The following is a 17759-nucleotide window of genomic DNA, read 5'->3' on the forward strand; positions in this document are numbered from 1 at the left end:
TGTGCCCGATCAGTCCACGCTCGCCGATGTGATCGTCACCGGTGTGGCGGGCTTACCGTCATCGCTGCCGTCGGCCACCCCGCCCGCGGCGATCGCGTCGAGCGTGGCCAGCCCGGTCTTGTCGATGGTGCCGAACACCGTGTACGTCGGCGGCAGCAGCGAGTCCTCGTACACGAGGAAGAACTGGCTGCCGCTGGTACCCGGTCCGGAGTTGGCCATCGCGACGGTGCCGCGCGGGTAGACCACGGGCCGCTGCACGGCGGGGTCGGAGAGCCGGTACTGGTTGGTCGGGTACTCGTTGGGGAACCGGTAACCTGGCCCGCCGGTTCCACTGGCAGATGGGTCGCCACACTGCAGTGTCGCGAGGTCGCCGGTGGTCAGCCGGTGGCACTGGGTGCTGTCGAAGAATCCCTGCCCGGCCAGGCTCGCGAAGTTGTTCACCGTGCATGGCGCCTTGCCGTTGGCCAACGTGAGGCCGATGGTGCCACGGTCGGTGACGATGCTCGCGGGCACCGTGGCGGGTTCGGTCGGCACGGTGCCGGCGCGTGGCGGGATAGCCGGCCTGGCGGCCGGTTCGGTGGTGGCCGGGTACTGGCAGTTGGCGCCGAGGTGCTGCGGCGGCGCGAATGCGGGGAGTTCCTGACCGGCCCCCGGTGAGGCCGTGTAGCGGTCCTGGCGTGGCATGTTCTCCGCGGCCTTGACGACGATGACGGCGAACAACACCGTCAACACCACCGCCACGAGAGCCAGCGCCGTCATCACGTATCCGATGACCAGGCCCGCGATCGCGATGCCGCGACCCTGCTCACCGCTGCGTTTGAGCTGCGACAGCGAGATGTGCCCGAAGAGGATGCCCAGCGGCGCGAACAGGACCGAGCACACCAGTGCGGCGACCGCCATGCCGTTGGTGTGGGCGGGCGGGGGATAACCGGCCGGCTGGTAACCGCCGTAGGGGGGCGGGACAGTCAAGGGGTCTAGTCCAGGGCCACTGACTTCAGCTGAACATCCAGTGCCGGCTTACCGTCGGCTCCGCCTCCGGCCACACCGGCCGCGGCGATCTTGTCGAGGGTGGCCAGGCCGGTGTCGTCGATCTTGCCGAACACCGTGTAGCCCGGGGGCAGCTGGGAGTCCTGGTACACCAGGAAGAACTGGCTGCCGTTTGTGTTGGGTCCGGCGTTGGCCATGGCCACCGTGCCGCGCGGGTACGTCACCGGCTTCTGCAGCGCCGGGTCGTCCGGCTGGAACTGGTTGGTCGGGTACTCGTTGGCGAACTGGTAGCCGGGGCCGCCGGTGCCCTGGCCGGTCGGGTCACCGCACTGCAGCACCGAGATACCGCTGGTGGTCAACCGGTGGCACGGGGTGTCGTTGAAGTAGTTCTGCCCGGCCAGGTTCGCGAAGCTGTTGACCGTGCAGGGCGCCTTGCCGTTGTCGAGCTGGAGCCCGATGTTGCCCTGGGTGGTGACCATGCTGACGCTGACCGTGGCCGGATCGGTGGGGACCTTGCCGGTGCGCGGCGAGGTGGCCGGCTTGCTGGCAGCGGCAGCGGCCGGGTACTGGCAGTTGGCACCGAGGTCGGCGGGTGCGGCGAAGGCCGGCAGCTGACCTTCGGCGGCCGGCAGGGCCGGCGTGGCGGTGGTGGTGGCCGCCGAGGCGGTGGTGCTGCCCGAGTCCTTGTTCGTGAACACGAACGTGGCCACGACCGCCCCGATGATGACGAGGGCCGCGACCGCCGTCCCGGTGATGGTCAGGATGCGTCGTTTGCGTTCCTGGGCGGCGCGGCGTTCCAGCTGGCGCTCCAGCTTGCGCTTGGCCGTCGCACGCCGTTGTTCGTTGGTCGGCACCGCTGCAGTCCTCCTTGTAGGCGGTTGAGGTTGGCCACGAGTCTGCCAGGCGAACCTGCGTGCTGGTTCTGCGACCCGCGGGAACCGCAAGGTCGCGGCGCTTCGGGGAAGCGGCCACGTGGGAAACTGGGGCCGTGTTCATTACCGGATTCCCGGCCGGGATGCTGGCGTGCAACTGCTACGTCCTGGCGCAGCGACCAGGCGCCGACGCGATCGTCGTCGACCCGGGTCAGCGGGCGATGGACCGGCTGCGCCGGATTCTTGACGAAAACCGCCTGACCCCGGCGGCGGTCCTGCTGACCCACGGCCACATCGATCACATCTGGTCGGCCCAGAAAGTCGCCGATACCTATGGCTGCCCCGCCTACATCCACCCCGAAGACCGCTTCATGCTGACCGATCCGATCAAGGGGTTCGGGCCACGCTTGGCGCAGCTCGCCTTAGGTGTGCTGTTCTCCGAGCCGAAACAGCTCGTTGAGCTGGACCAGGACCGCCAGACGCTCGATTTCGACGGTATTTCGGTCACGGTCGATCACACGCCGGGGCACACCAGGGGATCGGTGGTGTTCCGGGTCTCCGGCGGCCCGGAGAACGCATCGGCCGCCCAGACGGCATTCACGGGCGATACGCTGTTCCGGTCCTCGGTGGGCCGCACCGACCTGCCTGGTGGCAGCGGACGTGACCTTCTCGAGTCGATCGTGACAAAGCTGTTGGTACTCGACGACGACACCGTGGTATTACCAGGGCACGGCCCGCGCACGACCATCGGGCAAGAACGCCGTACCAACCCGTTTCTCGAAGGTTTGACTCTGTGACTTCTGCATTCCAGGCGCCCAAGGGCGTGCCCGACTATCTACCGCCCGAGTCGGCACAGTTCGTGGCGGTCCGGGACGGCCTGCTGGCCTCGGCGCGCCGGGCCGGCTACGGCGACATCGAGCTGCCGATCTTCGAGGACACCGCGTTGTTTGCCCGCGGCGTCGGCGAGTCGACCGATGTGGTGTCCAAGGAGATGTACACGTTCGCCGACCGCGGTGACCGCTCGGTGACCCTGCGCCCGGAAGGCACAGCCGGGGTGATCCGGGCGGTGATCCAGCACCGCCTGGACCGGGGCGCGCTGCCGGTCAAGCTTTGCTATGCCGGTCCGTTCTTCCGCTACGAACGCCCCCAGGCCGGGCGCTACCGCCAGCTGCAGCAGGTCGGCGTCGAGGCCATCGGGGTTGACGATCCGGCACTGGACGCCGAGGTGATCGCGATCGCCGACGCCGGGTTCCGCTCACTGGGCCTGGACGGTTTCCGCCTCGAGCTCACCTCGCTGGGCGATGACACCTGCCGCCCGGCCTACCGGGAGCTGCTGCAGGAGTTCCTGTTCAAGCTGGACCTGGACGAAGAAACCCGGCGCCGTGCCGAGATCAACCCGCTGCGCGTTCTCGACGACAAGCGACCGCACGTGCGCGAGATGACCGCCGACGCGCCGCTGATGCTCGACCACCTGTCCGACAGCGCCAAGGCCCACTTCGAGGTGGTGCTGGCGCACCTCGACGCACTCGGCGTGCCGTACGTGATCAACCGGCGGATGGTGCGCGGCCTGGACTACTACACCAAGACCACCTTCGAGTTCGTGCACGACGGCCTCGGTGCGCAGTCCGGCATCGGCGGCGGTGGCCGCTATGACGGTCTGATGAGCCGGCTCGGCGGGCAGGACGTCTCGGGGATCGGCTTCGGCCTCGGCGTCGACCGCACGGTGCTCGCCTTGCAGGCCGAGGGCAAGTCGGTGGCCGGCGTCGGCGGCGTCGAGGTGTTCGGCGTGCCGCTTGGCGATGCCGCCAAGCTGGAGTTGGCCAAGCTGGCCGCGCGGCTGCGGGCCGACGGGGTGCGCGTGGACCTGGCCTACGGCGACCGTGGGCTCAAGGGCGCGATGAAGGCCGCCGACCGCTCCGGCGCCAAGTACGCGCTGGTGGCCGGCGACCGCGACATCGAGGCCGGCACCATCGGTCTCAAGGATCTCTCGACCGGCGAGCAGGTAGATGTCGCCGCCGATTCCGTTGTCGCCGAGGTGCTTTCCCGCCTATCCCGCTAGCTGGTCCCGCCCGCCCCTATGCACCGCGAGCTAAGGAGTCAGATCGCCATGGCGGCGCGGACGTCGGCTTCTGATGCGGCGCCTCCGGTGCCGCTGGAGGTGATCCGGCCGGACTCCAAGATGTAGTAGCTCTGGGCGGATTCCAGCGCGAACCCGATGTGTTGTTCGACGAGCAGTACGCCCAGATCACCGCGGGCGGTCAGCGAGGTGATGGCCGCCTCGATCTCGGCCACCACCGAGGGCTGGATGCCCTCAGTCGGCTCGTCGAGGATCAGCGTCCGTGGGCTGGTGATCAACGCCCGGGCAATCGCGAGCTGCTGACGCTGCCCGCCCGAGAGCAGGCCGGCCCGCCGGTTGAGTAGTTCCTTCAGCGCGGGGAACAGGTCCAGTTGCTCGTCGATCAGCGCCTTGCCGTTGCGGCGGCCATCGGCGACCACTTGAAGATTCTCCGCGGTGGTCAGTTGGCCGAACGACTGCTGGCCCTGTGGTACGTACGCCAGACCACGGGCCACCCGGGCACTAGGGCGCAGTCTGGTGATGTCCTCTCCCTCGTAGAGCACCTTGCCCGCGGTGCATTTGAGCAGGCCGACCGCCGCCCGCAGCAGCGTCGTCTTACCCGCGCCGTTATGACCCATCACCGCCGCGACACCGTCGGAAGGCACCGCGATGCTTGCGCCGTGAATGACTTCGGAGCGGCCGTAACCGGTTCGGACATCGAGCATTTCGAGCATCAGGGCATTCCTTCCACGCCGGCTGCGGCCGTGCCGAGGTAGACCTCTTGGACCTTTGGGTTGGCCTGTACCTCGGCCACCGAACCCTCGGCGATCACCTGACCACGGGCCAGCACCGTCACTGAGGTCGCGAATGCCCGCATGAAGTCCATATCGTGTTCGACGACCACTACGGTGCGAGCTCCACCGATGCGACGCAACAGGTTTCCGGTCTCCTCGCGTTCCTCATGGCTCATCCCGGCCACCGGTTCGTCGAGCAGCAGGACATCGGCGTTCTGCACCAGCAACATGCCGATCTCCAGCCATTGCTTCTGGCCGTGGGCCAGCACCCCGGCCGGTTTCTCGGCCAGATCCGCCAGCCCGGTGATCTCCAGAGCTTCCTCGATCGCGGGCAGGATCCCGCGCCGCCGGCGCAGCAGCGTCCAGGGGGATCGGCCCGCGCCTGCGGCGATGTCGAGATTCTGCAGCACCGTCAGCTGTTCGAACACGCTCGCGGTCTGAAATGTGCGGCCCACGCCGGACCGGGCGATCTGGTGCACCTTCTTCCCGAGGAGTTCCACCCCCGACTTGTTCGCCGAACCGGTGGCTCCCACCAGTCCGGTGATCGCGTCGATCACGGTCGTCTTGCCTGCACCATTGGGGCCGATCAGAAAGCGCAGATCACCCTGGAACAGCGTCAGATCGACATCACTGACTGCCTTGAAGCCGTCGAAATCGACTGTCAAACCGCGTACTTCGAGGTACTCGGTGCCCATCCCGGCGTTTCCGCCGGCCACCGGTTCGGTTTCGGTCACGACGCGGCACCTACTCTCTCGGCGTCAGGATTGGCGTCCGGCGCGGTCTCGGGCTGGGAGCCCCCGGGATCCGGTGAGGCCGACCGTTCGCGCCGCCACCGGGCGAACAGCACACCGAGCCCGGCCAGCCCGGCGGGGAAGAACCCGACGACGACGATGAACAACAGACCTTGTGCGTAGATCCATCCGGACGGAAAGCGTTCGGAGAAAAGGGTTTGCGCCCAGGCCACGCCGATGGCGCCGAGCGCCGGGCCGAGCAGTGTGGAACGCCCGCCGATCGCGACCCCGATCAGGAACGCGATGGACGGCACGATGCCGACCTGTGACGGCGCGATGAATCCGACGATCGGCACGAACAACGCACCGGCGATGCTGGCGAACAGCGCTGCCAGCGTGTAGGCGACGACCTTGATATTGGCCGGGTCGTATCCCAGGAATCGCACCCGTTCCTCGCCGTCGCGCACGGCGACCAGCAACTCGCCGTAACGGCTGTACATCAGTTGGCGTACGACGGCGACCACGATCAACAGGGTGGCTGCCGCGATGAAGTACACCATCCGCTTGTTCGCCGGATCATTGAGGTTGAATCCGAAGAAGGTCCGGAAGTTGGTCAATCCGTTGCTGCCGCCGAGGCTGGTCTGGCCAACGAGCAGGATCGCCAGCGCCGCTGCCAGTGCTTGCGAGAGGATCGCGAAGTAGGCGCCCTTGACCCGGCGTTTGAACACACCGAAACCGAGCAGGGCCGCGATTCCGGTCGGGATCAACAGGATCGCCAGCAGCGCGAACGCAGGGGAGCCGAACGGCTCCCAATAGCCCGGTAGCTGACGTACCCCGGCGATCTGCATGAAGTCGGGTACGTTGTGCCCGCGGATCTGGGCATCGGCGATCTTGAGATGCATCCCCATCATGTAGCCGCCGAGGCCGAAGAACACGCCCTGGCCGAGGACCAGCATTCCTCCACGGCCCCAGGCCAATCCGATGCCCACCGCCACGATCGCAAAGCACACGAACTTGCCGAGCAGACTCAGCCGGAAGTCCGACAGTGCCGCAGGAGCCACACCGAACAGCAACACCGCCGCCACGCCGAAGCCGGCCCAGGTCTGCCAGCGTCCCAGGTTTGTTCGTAGTCCTTGCGTGAGTGTGCTCATACCAGACTCCTGGTTCGAACCGTGAACAATCCCTGCGGTCGTACCTGCAGGAAGACCACGATGATGACGAATACGATCACCTTGGCCAGCGACGCCGTGGTGCTGTATTCGATGAACGAGTTCAGGAAGCCCAGGGCGAACGCGGCGATGACCGTGCCCTTGATCTGGCCCAGTCCGCCGACCACAACAACCAGGAACGCGTCGATCAGGAAGCTCTGGCCGATGGTCGGACTGGTGGAGCCGATCAGGGTCAGCGCCACACCGGCCACTGCGGCCAGTCCCGATCCGATGAAGAACGTGGTGATGTCGGTCTTTCGTGAGGAGATACCGCTTGTCTCCGCCAGATCCCGGTTCTGCACCACCGCCCGGATGCGCCGCCCCATCGGGCTGGTCTTGAGAACGGTGGCGAGCACCGCCACGCACACGACGGCCAGCACCAGGATGAAGATTCGGGTCTTGGGCACCACCGCGCCGAGAATCTCGACGCCGCCCGAGAGCCAATCCGGGGCAACGACGTTGACCGCGGGCGCACCGAAGATGTCGCGGGCCACCTGTTGCAGGATCAGGCCGACGCCGAAGGTGACCAGCAGCGTGTCCAGCGGGCGGCCGTACATCCGCTGGATCAGCGTCACCTCGAGCAACGCACCCATGGCGCCACCGACGAGGAACCCGACTGCCAGCGAGATCAACAGTGAGGCACCGGCATTGGTGATCATCTGCTGCACCACGTAGGCGGTGTAGCAGCCGGCCATGATGAACTCGCCGTGCGCCATGTTGATGACCCCCATCTGGCCGAAGGTCAGTGAGAGGCCCAGTGCGGCCAGCAGCAGGATTGAGCCGAGGCTCAACCCTGTTGCCAGCTGGCCGATGAGGATGTCCATGCTGTGATTGGTTCCCCGTCGCTTCGCTCGGCCGTCAGCCGGACAGGCCCGCAGCCCACGGGTAGGACTTCAGATACGGGTCGGGATCGATCGGATCCTTGGACTCCCAGATCGTGTAGATCAGGCCGTCCGGGCGGATCTCGCCGATGCGGGCGGTCTTGGTGATGTGGTGGTTCTCGCCGTCGATGGTGACCTTGCCCTCTGGCGCGTCGAAGCTGACGCCGTCAGCGTTGTCCTGAATCGCCGCGACGTCGAACGACTTGGCCTTCTCGACGGTGTTCTTCCACAGATAGACCGAGACGTAGGCGGCTTCCATGGGATCCGAGGTGGGCTTCTTGGGATCCTTGACGAAATCCTTGTAGGCCTTGACGAAGGCGTTGTTCACCGGGGTGTCGATGGTCTGGTAGTAGTTCCACGCGGTGAGCTGACCGGCGACATTCTGCACACCGATACCGCCGACCTCTTCCTCGGCGATCGAGACCGACACCACGGGCATCTGTTCCGGAGTCAGGCCGACGTTCTTGTACTCACGGAAGAACGCGACATTGGAATCGCCGTTGAGGGTGTTGAACACCGCGTCCGCATCGGCGCTACGGACCTTGTTGACGATGGTGGAGAAGTCGGTCGAGCCCAGCGGGGTGTAATCCTCGCCCTTGATCTCGATCCCGTTCTCCTTGGCGTAGGCCTTGATGATGCGGTTGGCCGTCTGCGGGAACACGTAGTCGCTGCCCACCAGGTAGAGCGACTTGACGCCCTTCTCCTTGAGGAAGTCCAGCGCCGGGACGATCTGCTGGTTGGTGGTGGCGCCGGTGTAGAAGATGTTCTTGCTCGACTCCAGGCCCTCGTATTGCACCGGGTAATACAGCAGGGAGTTGGCGCTCTCGAACACCGGGAGCATGGCCTTGCGGCTTGAGCTGGTCCAGCCGCCGAACACCGCGGCCACGCAGTCGCTGCTGATCAGCTTCTCGGCCTTCTCGGCGAACACCGTGGGCTCGGAGGCTCCATCCTCACCGATCAGCTCGATCTGTTTGCCCAGAACGCCACCCTTGGCGTTGATCTCCTCGACCGCGAGTTTGATAGAGTCGCGCACCGTCACCTCGGAGATGGCCATTGTGCCCGACAGCGAGTTCAGCGATCCGACTTTGATCTTCGGGCCGGAGGTGTCCACGCATGATGCCGCGTTTGCTGCGTCGGTCTCGCTCGCCCGGCTACCGCAGCCGGCCAGCAACAGGCTGGTGGCTGCGATCAAACTCCCTGCGGCTATTGCCGACCGGCGTAACTGGGCACGTTGCGGAACTCGCATGGGCGACCTTTCCCTTGAATTGCAGCGCTTCTCGGCCGATCTCGGCCGGCGGCGGTGCAAGAGGTTAAACACACTGTGCGGGTGTCGAATCGGGACGTTAGAGCGCCGCTGTTACTGGGAAATGTCTGTGTGTGACAAACAAATTAACCTCAAGCTAGGGCGAGTTGGTTTGCCGTTGGCTCGGGCTCACCCCACTCATTCGTCGCACCTGTAACAACGCGGTAGCGTGCTGGGATATGACGGGTATGACGAATGTGCGAAAAGCGACAACCACGGTCGGTGCGGCGCTGGTTCTGGCGGCTGCGGGTATGGCGGTCTCCAACGCAACGTCGAATGCGGACCCGGCGGGCCAAGGCCATCAGGTGAAGTACACGCTCACGTCCGGCGCGCCTTACGAATTCGACCTCTACTACCTGACGACGCAGCCTGCGAGTAAAGACGCCTACAACGCTGATGCGTACAAATACCTGCAGAAGGCGACGGTGAACGTCGGTCCCGACGCGCCCTGGGTCTTCGAGACCACGCTCGCCGACCCGCAGTGGGCGATCTTCACCGTCGCGAGCACGACGCACGGCGGCCAGGCCCAGCCCAACGCGCACTGTGAGATCGCTGTCGACGGTCAGATCGCCGTCCAGAACGATCATCCGTACAGCCCGCGGTGCCAGCTCGGTCAGTGGTAGGTCGGCAGTAGTTCGATCTGCTCGCGTTATCCGGCGAGGTACTCGCCGGATAACGCGTAGATCGCGGTCCCGCCGTGGGCGTCGTGAAAATTCATCTCGATAACGATCTCGTCCTCGCGGGCACCGCCGCTGCCCCATTCACCGATGGTGACGTGCGCCTTTCCGCGGTCCACCGGATCGACGTCGTACCGGCGCATGGCGTCGTCGCGCGCCGCGGACAGGACGTCAGGGGAGACGTCGGCGAGCCGGAAGCGGGTGCTGTAACGACCCTCTCCGATGGGATCGTCGGGCGACGCGAATCCGCCTGCCTTTCCGCGGGTCCGGTAGTACATGTCGCCCCGGTAGAAGTCGACCGAGAAGTTGCCGTCACTGCCCGTGGAAAGGTCGATGTTCTTGATGTCGGGTGCATCGGCGGGAACCCCTCGGGCGGCCAATGCGGCCTCGACCTGGCGCAGCCCTGCCGCGAGATCGTCGACGGGCCACCACGGTGCGATGGTGCCGTCTGTCTTACCTCTGATGTAAATGCTCGGTTGGCCGAACGTACCTTTGGCCAGGACCGGACGCTCGGCGCCGAAGATGTTGTCGCTGTTGCGGGCGATCTCCAACTCGGATGCCACTGTGTGGTCGGCGGGCAGCTGCGCCGCCGCGCCGGTCAGGAAGTCCTGTGCGGAGAATCCCTGCAGGTCGTCGATGGTGAACGTGTCGCGGCTGCGGGAGTTGGTGGACTGTTCGCTGGTTTCCCAACCGTCGACGTCGCCCTGGTAGGCCCGTATCCGGTCGCCGCCCAAGTACACCTCTACATCGACGCGGGTATCACGGATGTCGAAGCTCAGCAGGGCGCCGAGCGATTCGGGCGCTTCGGTGCGCAGGTGGTTGAGCGCCTCGTCGTACCACTGCCACAGCGGGCGCGCATCGGGGTCGTCAGACTCAGACGTGATGCCGGGGACCGCGGCCGACACGCTGCGCGTCAGAGGCTTGAGGTCCCAGATATCGGTCGGAGGCAGCAGCATCGTGGCCCACATCGCTGCCACCGCCGTCAGGGCCGCCGGTGCGTGTGCCCGCATCGTGCGATGCTCGGTGACCGCAGGGCTGCCCGGCGTACCGAGGACCTCCGTCGGCAACTCGCCGTGACCGTCGGCGACGATACCTGCGAGCTGGGCGCGAAACAGGTTCGCATGGCTGTGAAACCGGAATGGAGCGTCGCCCGGTGGCCGCGCCTCACCGGCGATGACGGTGGACGCAACCGCCGGGTTCGACGCCGACCGGTCGATCAGGTCGACGGTGACCGGGATGAGTTCACCGCCCGCGCCGGGTTTGACCGACTGCGTGAGCGCACCGGCGACCAGTCCGATCCCCATCGCGGCGAGAACGACCGCGAGCACGAGGAACCAGCCACCCGAGTAGGCGCCGATCGCGATGCCGCCACCGACACACACGCCGCCCACGATCGCGCGAACCATCGGATTCACCTCTGCCCAACCACCTTTCGGCGGCCAGGCCTGGCCCGTCGGCGTTGCTGCGGGTCTTCAGGCATGGGTCAACCATACGCAGACGCCACTGGCCAGTGGCCGCACGGTAGTGTCGTCGGGGTGCGTTGGACGGTTGCGGCAGCATGAGCGTTGACGCGCCGGCCGGCGAGAATCTCGCGCTGATTTCCCGCACCGAATACCTCGATAGCCAGGCCCGCGTCCGCAAGGGCGTCTGCGCGGCGCTGGTGCTCGCCGCGGTGCCGCTGCTGCTCATCCTCGTCGCCAGTGGAGTCGCCCCTGGGATCGTCATGGTGGTGGTGGGCGGGTCACTGACCAGTTCGGTCCTGTACAGCGTCGTGGGTCGAATGACAGGTCGACGAGCCGCGGTCCGGCTCGCGCTGGTCGACGGACAGGTTCTCATCGGCACCGAGGACAGCGGGGATGTCGTGCGCCCGCTGGGCGATCTCGTCGACGTCGGTCTGTCCGCCGAAGAGTCGCCGGAGACCCGCATCGCGCCTGCTGGCCGGGATCTTCGCGTCAAAGGTGCGCGCTATCTGCAATTGACCTTCCGCGATGGCGCCGACTATCACGTCGCGGTCCTGGAGGACGATCCCGTCGCCGCCGAGATCCTGCGGCGCCTGCGGCGCGCGGTCCCCGAGAAGCCGCGCAAGCACAAGCCGATGAGGCCGGCGGGTCAGCGCGGCACATCCACAGAGTCCACTGCGGCGGCTGCGCAGGGAGCACCGCCCGAGCCCGTCGAATCGGAGGTCGCGACGGCCGAGCCGTCTGTGTCCCCGGTGCCCGGGCCGAGCGCGTCTCCGGCGGCGGACCTCCGGCTGTGGGAGGCCGCGCGTGTCGTCCACCGGCGGGTGCTGTCCGAATACGGCGCCTACGAGCTGGATCCCGCGCTGTACCTGCGGTATCCGGGAGTCACCGACATCACCCGTGATCACGTGATGGATTTCCATACCGCGTTGGAGGAGGCCCAGGCGCTGGCCACCGACACCTACCCGGGCGACGCCGGATTCGCCGGCCGTTACCGCGCGGCGGTCGACGCACTGCGGCGCCGGTGGGCACGGTGCGAGCGCGACGGCAAAGCCACGGGAACCAGTTACCTGGCCGACGAGGACCGTGCCGACCTGGACACCGCCGCCAAGCTCTACAACCATGCGCAGGCCACCGATCAGCCCGGGGAGAAGACGTCCTACCTGCGCAAGGTGCAGCAGATAGTCGTCGATCTCGATGGGCGCGGCCGGGTGCACCTGCCTCGTCCGGTCGTCGCCGCGATCGAATCGCAGGTTCGGCTGGCACTCGAGCCGGGGCGCGGCTCGACAGACTGACCCTGATCCCACGGATTGGGATCAGGGTTGCGAGATGGTTCGAACTGTTGTTCGATAGTCGGGTGCGTATGGAGCGGTTCCGCTGCCCCCTGAATGCGCAAGTGGCTGGGCAAGCGCCCACGGCGCGCGCCGATGCCGTACCCGAAACCGCGGCATCGGCGCACCCAGCCTCCTTCGAGATCGACACGGGCGGAATTACCTTGACATACATATCGAACAATTGTTCGATATGGGTATGCGATGGGACGGCCAGTCGGTGCGCGTTGACGACGGGTCGCTGCCCGGGCTACAGCGGCTCGGCTTCGTCCGCAGCGTCCGCACGCCCCAATTCGACGGGATCACGTTTCACGAGGTGCTGTGCAAGTCGGCGCTGAACAAAGTGCCGGCGGCGTCGATGCTGCCCTTCCGGTACACCGTGAACGGCTACCGCGGCTGCAGCCACGCCTGCCGGTACTGCTTCGCCCGTCCCACCCATGAGTATCTCGAGTTCGACAGCGGCACAGACTTCGACACCCAGGTGGTGGTGAAGACCAACGTGGCCGACGTGTTGGCGCGCGAGCTGCATCGTCGATCCTGGACGCGCGAGACTGTCGCGCTCGGCACCAATACCGATCCGTATCAGCGTGCCGAAGGTCGATACGCCCTGATGCCGGGAATCATTGCGGCGTTGGCGGATTCGGGAACTCCGTTCTCCATCCTCACCAAGGGCACGTTGTTGCGGCGTGACCTGCCGCAGATCGCCGAGGCATCCCGCCGCGTCGAGGTGAGCGTTGCGGTGTCACTGGCTATCGGTGACCAGGACCTTCACCACGGTCTGGAGCCGGGTACCCCGTCGCCGCAGGCCCGGCTGGCGCTGATCGCCGCAATCAGGGATGCCGGCCTGGACTGCCACGTCATGGTGGCACCGGTGCTGCCGTATCTGACCGACTCGGTCGGGCAGCTCGACGCGCTGCTGGGCCGGATCGCGTCAGTCGGAGCCGGCGGTGTGACGGTCTTCGGCCTGCACCTGCGCGGCTCGACCAGGGGCTGGTTCATGTCCTGGCTGGCGCAGTCGCATCCCGAATTGGTCGGTCGGTATCGCGAGTTGTATCGGCGGGGCGCATATCTGCCCGCCGAGTACCGCGCGATGTTGCGCGACCGAGTCCGGCCGTTGATCTCCCGGCACGGGCTGGCCTCCGGGTCGCGGCCGATGCCAACCGCCGGTGTCGAGCGAATCGGGCCTGTGCAACAGCCAACGCTGTTCTAGCGGTGCGTCGGCCACGGATCACCACGGTGCCGCCCCAACCTGATCGGTGAGTGCCCGCATCGCGGGGGCGGCCTTGTCCAATGCGCTGACGTAGCGTTCGGGGATTGCCGCGAGTGCGGCCGAGACCCTTGCGGCAACCGCATCCGTCGGCACGGCTGGTTCGCACCGTCTCGCCACGCAAGCTTCTGTTCGGCGGCGTCTCGGCGATGGTCATCGTGACGCTGCTGATGCTGCTCGATGTCACCGTCGGTCGGTCTGGCCGGCGACCACAGCGCGGTGCCGATGGGTGCGGTGATGTTCGCCTGTGCCGCGCTGGCGGCGACGGTGCTGTTGGTCTTGACTCGCGGGCACGTTCCGGGTGGCGAAGACGAAATCGAGGAGCTTACTCCCGAACAAGCAGGCAGCGCCACCTCTTGAAGCACAAGAGATTGCTCTGGATTCGGACGCCCCCAAAACCGTTGAAATTGGGTACATATGCGTCTGCTCGCGGAGAGATTCAGCTCTTGTTGCGCTTGACCTGATTGAACGGTACGCCGCGGTCGGCTGCGAGCTCGCGTGGGAAACCGAGGATCCGCTCGCCGATGACGTTGCGTGCCATCTCCGAGCTGCCGCCGCCCAGGGACCCGGTCTGCCGAGACAGGTAGCGCACACCGATCTCCATCAGACCGGCCAACTCTGGGGTACCTTCGGCGCCTTCATCGACCACACCGGCCGTGCCTGCGATGGCCAACGCGGTGTCCACCTCGAGCTCGGTGGTCTCGGCATGGAACAGCCGGATCAACGTGCCGGCATTCGGTGGCAGCGAACCGTTCCCGATCGCCTTGCTGACGTGATCGATGAGCTGCTTCTTGACGATGCGGCGCACCAGGGCACGACCGGCCAGATCCTGAACCCGGGCGTCGTCACCCTGCCCGGTGGCCTCGGCCAGCCCGACATGGTCGGGCGGCATCTCGTTCGCGTTCTCGGCCCCGGTCCCGCTGGCGAACTCGGAACCGCCACCGACAGCCCGACGTTCGTGGTGCAGCTGGCGAGAGGCCACGGTCCAGCCGTCGTTGACCTCGCCCACGACCGCGTCGGCGGGAAGCTCCAGGTTGTCGAAGAACTCCTCGCAGAATTCCTCGTTGCCGTTCACCTCGGTGATCCGGCGCATCGTGATACCCGGTGCATTCAGTGGCACCAGGAACATGGTCAGGCCCTCGTGTTTGGGCACGGTCCAGTCGGTGCGGGCCAGCATCAATCCGTAGTCGGCGGCGAACGCGCTGGTGCTCCAGGTCTTGGCGCCGTTGATGATCCACGTGTCGCCCTTGAGCTCGGCTCGGGTGATCACGCCGGCGAGATCCGACCCGCCGCTGGGCTCGGACAACAACTGGCAGAGCACCTCGTCACCGCGGATCGCCGCCGAAATGCGCTCACGTTTCTGATCTTCGCTGCCCATGTCGAGAATCGTTGCGCCGCAGATGGTGAACGACGGGGTGTTGAGGATCAGCGGCATCTCGTAGTTTCGGCACTCGTCGTTGAATGCCTTCTGGTACGCGTAGTCCAGGCCGAGGCCGCCGTACTCGCGGGGAAAGCAGATGCCGGCGAATCCACCTTCGTAGAGCCGCTTCTGCAGTTCCTTTGCCCGTTCCCAGGATTCGGATTCCGCACGTACCGAGAACGGAGGGTTGTCCGGATCGACGGGCGGCATGTTCTCGGCCAGCCAGGTCCGGGCACGGAGGGCGAACTCCTCGACAGACTCAGTGGTTGCAGTGGTGCTCACGGTGTCGGTCATGCCCCGATCTCCTCGGCTGCGCGGTTCTTGCGGCTCAGTGCATACACCGTGCGATGGTGGTCTTCGGGTGAGCCGTACAACGCCCGATACAACGCAACCCGCCGCAGGTACAGGTGCAGGTCGTGTTCCCAGGTCACGCCGATGCCACCGTGTAACTGCACACAGTCCTGCAGCATCACGGGAGCACGTTCGGCCACATAGGCTTTCGCGACGCTGACGAGCTTCGGCGCTTCCGGGGACCGTTCGGCCACCGCGGCGACGGCTCCTGCGGTGGTGGCGCGCGCGGCTTCGAACCACATCTTCATGTCGGCGGCACGATGTTTGAGGGCCTGGTATGAGGCCAGCGGACGGCCGAAACTGTGCCGGTCTGCCAGCCACTGATTGGTCATCGTGAGCACCGCGTCCAGGATTCCGACGATCTCGGCGCACTGCAGGACCAGGGCCACCTGGCGCTGACGTTCGATGATCCCGGGCGTCTGCTCGGGGGTGCCGACCACGGCGGACTCACCGACGGTGACGCCGTCGAACTGCACTCGGGCGTAGCGCTTGACCAGGTCCACCGAATTCTGGGGAGTGACGGTGACCCCATTGGCATCGGCCGGCACCATGAACTGCCGGATCTGGCCGTCGCAGGCGGCCACCACCAGCAACATGTCACTCTGGTCGCCGGCTTCGACGCGGTCCTTGACGCCGTCGATGCGGTAGCCCGCCTCGGTCCGGGTGGCGGTCGTGCCGATCCCGGTGACGGCCTCGAGAGCTCCGAACGGCCGCTTGGGTTCATAGGCCGCCCAGGACGCCACGGCGTCGCCGGCGACCAGCGATTCGATCAGTTCCTCGTGCCCGCCGGGTGATTCGACGAGTCCGGCCAGCACGATGCTGACCGGATGCAGCGGACCGGGGGCCACGGTGTGGCCGGCCTGCTCGGCGAGCAACGCCAGGTCGGTCACACCGTCCCCCGATGGGCTGCCGCCTCCCAGTTCCTCGGACACCAGCAGGCTGGCCCACCCCAATTCGGCTGCGCGGCCCCACCATCCGGTGTCGAACGGAATGCGCGCGGCATGTAGTTCACGCACTCGGCTCAGTGGCATCTCCTTCTCCAGGAAGGCCTGTGCGGTGGAGGCGAACAGCATCTGTTCAGGATTTGCCACATCTGTCATGTAGTCGGCTCAGCTTCGTAGGTAGAGGGGAGGACTGAATCAGTTCAGTACGAGCGCCGGGACATCGGGCCGGTAGACCTTCTTGTTCTCGACCTTGAAGAGATCGACGAGGTTACCGCCCATGACCTTTCGGACGCCTTCATCGTCGAGGCCGTGTGCCTGCAGGTCGTCGACCAGGTTGATCGGATCGGCCAGGCCCTCCGGATGCGGCCAGTCGGAGCCGAAGATCACCCGGTCGATGCCGCACAGGTCGGCCATCTTCTTGAAGTCGTCCTCCCAGAACGGCGCGACGTACACGCAGCGCTTGAACGCTTCGATCGGATCCTCCGGGAATCCATCCGGCATCTTCGAGTAGACGTCCTTGAACTGGTAGTGCAGGTAGGGCACCCAGGAGGCGCCGTTCTCCACCGACAGGATGCGCAGGTCCGGGTTACGGGTCAGCGCGCCATGACAGACCAGCGCGGCCATGGTGTCCTCGATCGGACGCTTGCCCATGGCGACCATCCGGAACGAGGTAGGTGAGAAGGGCTTGAACTCGGTGGCAGGTTCCCAGTCGTTGAGGTAATTGGAGTACCCGCTGTCGGAGGCGTGCATCGACACCGGGATACCGGCCTTCACGCAGGCGTCCCAGAACGGGTCGAACTCCTCCACACCCATGGAGCGGCTACCGCGATAGCCCGGCACCGGTGCGGGTCGGACCAGGACGGTCTTGGCGCCGCGCTCCAGGCACCATTCCAGTTCCTCGAGTGCGCGGTCGACGTTGCCCAGATTGATGACCGGCGTGGAGAAGATACGGCCCTCGTAGTTGAACTGCCAGGTCTCATACATCCACTCATTGAGTGCGTGCACGATGTCGAGGATCAGGTCCGGATCGTCCTTGAGTCGCTCCTCGACCAGGCTGGCCAGCGTCGGGAACATCAGGGTGTAGTCCAGGCCGAGGCTGTCGAGAACCTCAAGGCGCGCTTGCGGATTCCGGAAGGCGGGGATGGCCTTCATCGGCTTGCCCATCACCTCGCGGTAACTCTTGCCACCGCTGCCGTGCCGGAAGTAGTCCTCCTGCGCGCCGGGGCGGGCGACCACTTCGAATGTCGGGTTCGGGATGTAGTCGCTGACGACGTTGCGAACCATGATCTTGGTCCGGCCGCGGACATCGATGTAGTCGATGACGCCCTTGCGGTGCTCCGGCAGGAATTTTGTGAGGGCTTCCTTGGGCTCATAGAAGTGGTTGTCGGCGTCGAACACCGGATAGGGAAGCTCGCGTGACGGCATGTTCGCCTCCTGGGAGAGTCGTGTTTTCGAAACTGGTAATGACGTTACCACG

18 protein-coding genes are annotated in these 17759 nt (G+C 66.1%); 6 read left to right on the top strand and 12 right to left on the bottom strand.

Annotated elements, in window-relative coordinates:
* Positions 1-9: 9 nt before the first annotated feature.
* On the bottom strand, positions 10-969 hold the full coding sequence (locus tag HBE63_RS08990) for a peptidylprolyl isomerase (protein WP_166904442.1): 960 nt from the start codon (positions 967-969) through the stop codon (positions 10-12).
* Positions 970-974: 5 nt separating this feature from the next.
* On the bottom strand, positions 975-1841 hold the full coding sequence (locus HBE63_RS08995) for a peptidylprolyl isomerase (RefSeq protein WP_166904443.1): 867 nt from the start codon (positions 1839-1841) through the stop codon (positions 975-977).
* A 134-nt stretch (positions 1842-1975) separates the two neighbouring features.
* On the opposite strand from HBE63_RS08995, the gene HBE63_RS09000 reads away from it, so the two are divergent.
* Both HBE63_RS09000 and hisS read left to right on the top strand, forming a co-directional pair.
* A complete protein-coding gene (locus tag HBE63_RS09000) occupies positions 1976-2656 on the top strand; it encodes an MBL fold metallo-hydrolase (protein WP_166904444.1) in 681 nt (226 codons plus the stop codon).
* Complete coding sequence (hisS, locus tag HBE63_RS09005) at positions 2653-3918, top strand: histidine--tRNA ligase (protein WP_166904445.1); 1266 nt, start codon at positions 2653-2655, stop codon at positions 3916-3918. Before HBE63_RS09000 ends, hisS begins: the two co-directional genes overlap by 4 nt.
* Positions 3919-3956: 38 nt before the next feature.
* Here hisS and urtE read toward each other — a convergent pair whose 3' ends face one another.
* Genes urtE through urtA form a run of 5 tightly spaced genes read right to left on the bottom strand, consistent with a single transcriptional unit; the run spans position 3957 to position 8775 of the window.
* Entirely contained in the window at positions 3957-4649 is a 693-nt protein-coding gene (gene urtE, locus HBE63_RS09010; RefSeq protein ID WP_166904446.1) for an urea ABC transporter ATP-binding subunit UrtE, read from the bottom strand.
* On the bottom strand, positions 4649-5404 hold the full coding sequence (urtD, locus tag HBE63_RS09015) for an urea ABC transporter ATP-binding protein UrtD (RefSeq protein ID WP_166909565.1): 756 nt from the start codon (positions 5402-5404) through the stop codon (positions 4649-4651). The genes urtE and urtD overlap by 1 nt, the downstream gene beginning before the upstream one ends.
* Before the next feature lie 35 nt (positions 5405-5439).
* A complete protein-coding gene (gene urtC / locus HBE63_RS09020) occupies positions 5440-6591 on the bottom strand; it encodes an urea ABC transporter permease subunit UrtC (protein WP_166904447.1) in 1152 nt (383 codons plus the stop codon).
* The gene (gene urtB, locus HBE63_RS09025; RefSeq protein WP_166904448.1) at positions 6588-7472 is read right to left on the bottom strand and encodes an urea ABC transporter permease subunit UrtB; all 885 of its coding nucleotides are present in this window, start codon (positions 7470-7472) and stop codon (positions 6588-6590) included. The genes urtC and urtB overlap by 4 nt, the downstream gene beginning before the upstream one ends.
* Positions 7473-7506: 34 nt before the next feature.
* Entirely contained in the window at positions 7507-8775 is a 1269-nt protein-coding gene (gene urtA / locus HBE63_RS09030; protein WP_166904449.1) for an urea ABC transporter substrate-binding protein, read from the bottom strand.
* A 245-nt stretch (positions 8776-9020) separates the two neighbouring features.
* Between urtA and HBE63_RS09035 the strand changes: the two genes are divergently transcribed.
* A complete protein-coding gene (locus HBE63_RS09035) occupies positions 9021-9455 on the top strand; it encodes a hypothetical protein (protein WP_166909567.1) in 435 nt (144 codons plus the stop codon).
* Between the two features lie 26 nt (positions 9456-9481).
* On the opposite strand, the gene HBE63_RS09040 is transcribed toward HBE63_RS09035, so the two are convergent.
* Positions 9482-10915, bottom strand: coding sequence for a hypothetical protein (locus tag HBE63_RS09040; protein ID WP_166904450.1), 1434 nt, complete (start codon positions 10913-10915; stop codon positions 9482-9484).
* 152 nt (positions 10916-11067) lie between these two features.
* On the opposite strand from HBE63_RS09040, the gene HBE63_RS09045 reads away from it, so the two are divergent.
* Together HBE63_RS09045 and HBE63_RS09050 are read left to right on the top strand one after the other, a co-directional pair.
* Complete coding sequence (locus HBE63_RS09045; RefSeq protein WP_166904451.1) at positions 11068-12264, top strand: hypothetical protein; 1197 nt, start codon at positions 11068-11070, stop codon at positions 12262-12264.
* A gap of 235 nt (positions 12265-12499) precedes the next feature.
* Positions 12500-13510, top strand: coding sequence for an Rv2578c family radical SAM protein (locus tag HBE63_RS09050; RefSeq protein ID WP_166909569.1), 1011 nt, complete (start codon positions 12500-12502; stop codon positions 13508-13510).
* An 18-nt stretch (positions 13511-13528) separates the two neighbouring features.
* Here HBE63_RS09050 and HBE63_RS31700 read toward each other — a convergent pair whose 3' ends face one another.
* On the bottom strand, positions 13529-13663 hold the full coding sequence (locus tag HBE63_RS31700; RefSeq protein WP_256367924.1) for a hypothetical protein: 135 nt from the start codon (positions 13661-13663) through the stop codon (positions 13529-13531).
* Positions 13664-13747: 84 nt separating this feature from the next.
* Between HBE63_RS31700 and HBE63_RS31345 the strand changes: the two genes are divergently transcribed.
* On the top strand, positions 13748-13927 hold the full coding sequence (locus HBE63_RS31345) for a hypothetical protein (RefSeq protein ID WP_243858577.1): 180 nt from the start codon (positions 13748-13750) through the stop codon (positions 13925-13927).
* Positions 13928-14006: 79 nt separating this feature from the next.
* On the opposite strand, the gene HBE63_RS09060 is transcribed toward HBE63_RS31345, so the two are convergent.
* From HBE63_RS09060 to HBE63_RS09070, 3 genes are read right to left on the bottom strand one after another with little or no spacing between them, the layout of a single operon-like run.
* Positions 14007-15281 (bottom strand): acyl-CoA dehydrogenase family protein, encoded by a 1275-nt coding sequence (locus HBE63_RS09060; RefSeq protein ID WP_166904452.1) that lies wholly within the window; start codon positions 15279-15281, stop codon positions 14007-14009.
* Positions 15278-16438 (bottom strand): acyl-CoA dehydrogenase family protein, encoded by a 1161-nt coding sequence (locus HBE63_RS09065; protein ID WP_166904453.1) that lies wholly within the window; start codon positions 16436-16438, stop codon positions 15278-15280. The genes HBE63_RS09060 and HBE63_RS09065 overlap by 4 nt, the downstream gene beginning before the upstream one ends.
* 39 nt (positions 16439-16477) lie before the next feature.
* Complete coding sequence (locus HBE63_RS09070; protein WP_166904454.1) at positions 16478-17707, bottom strand: amidohydrolase family protein; 1230 nt, start codon at positions 17705-17707, stop codon at positions 16478-16480.
* Positions 17708-17759 lie beyond the last annotated feature (52 nt).

It is taken from the genome of Mycobacterium sp. DL440 (assembly GCF_011745145.1).
Classification (GTDB): Bacteria; Actinomycetota; Actinomycetes; order Mycobacteriales; family Mycobacteriaceae; genus Mycobacterium.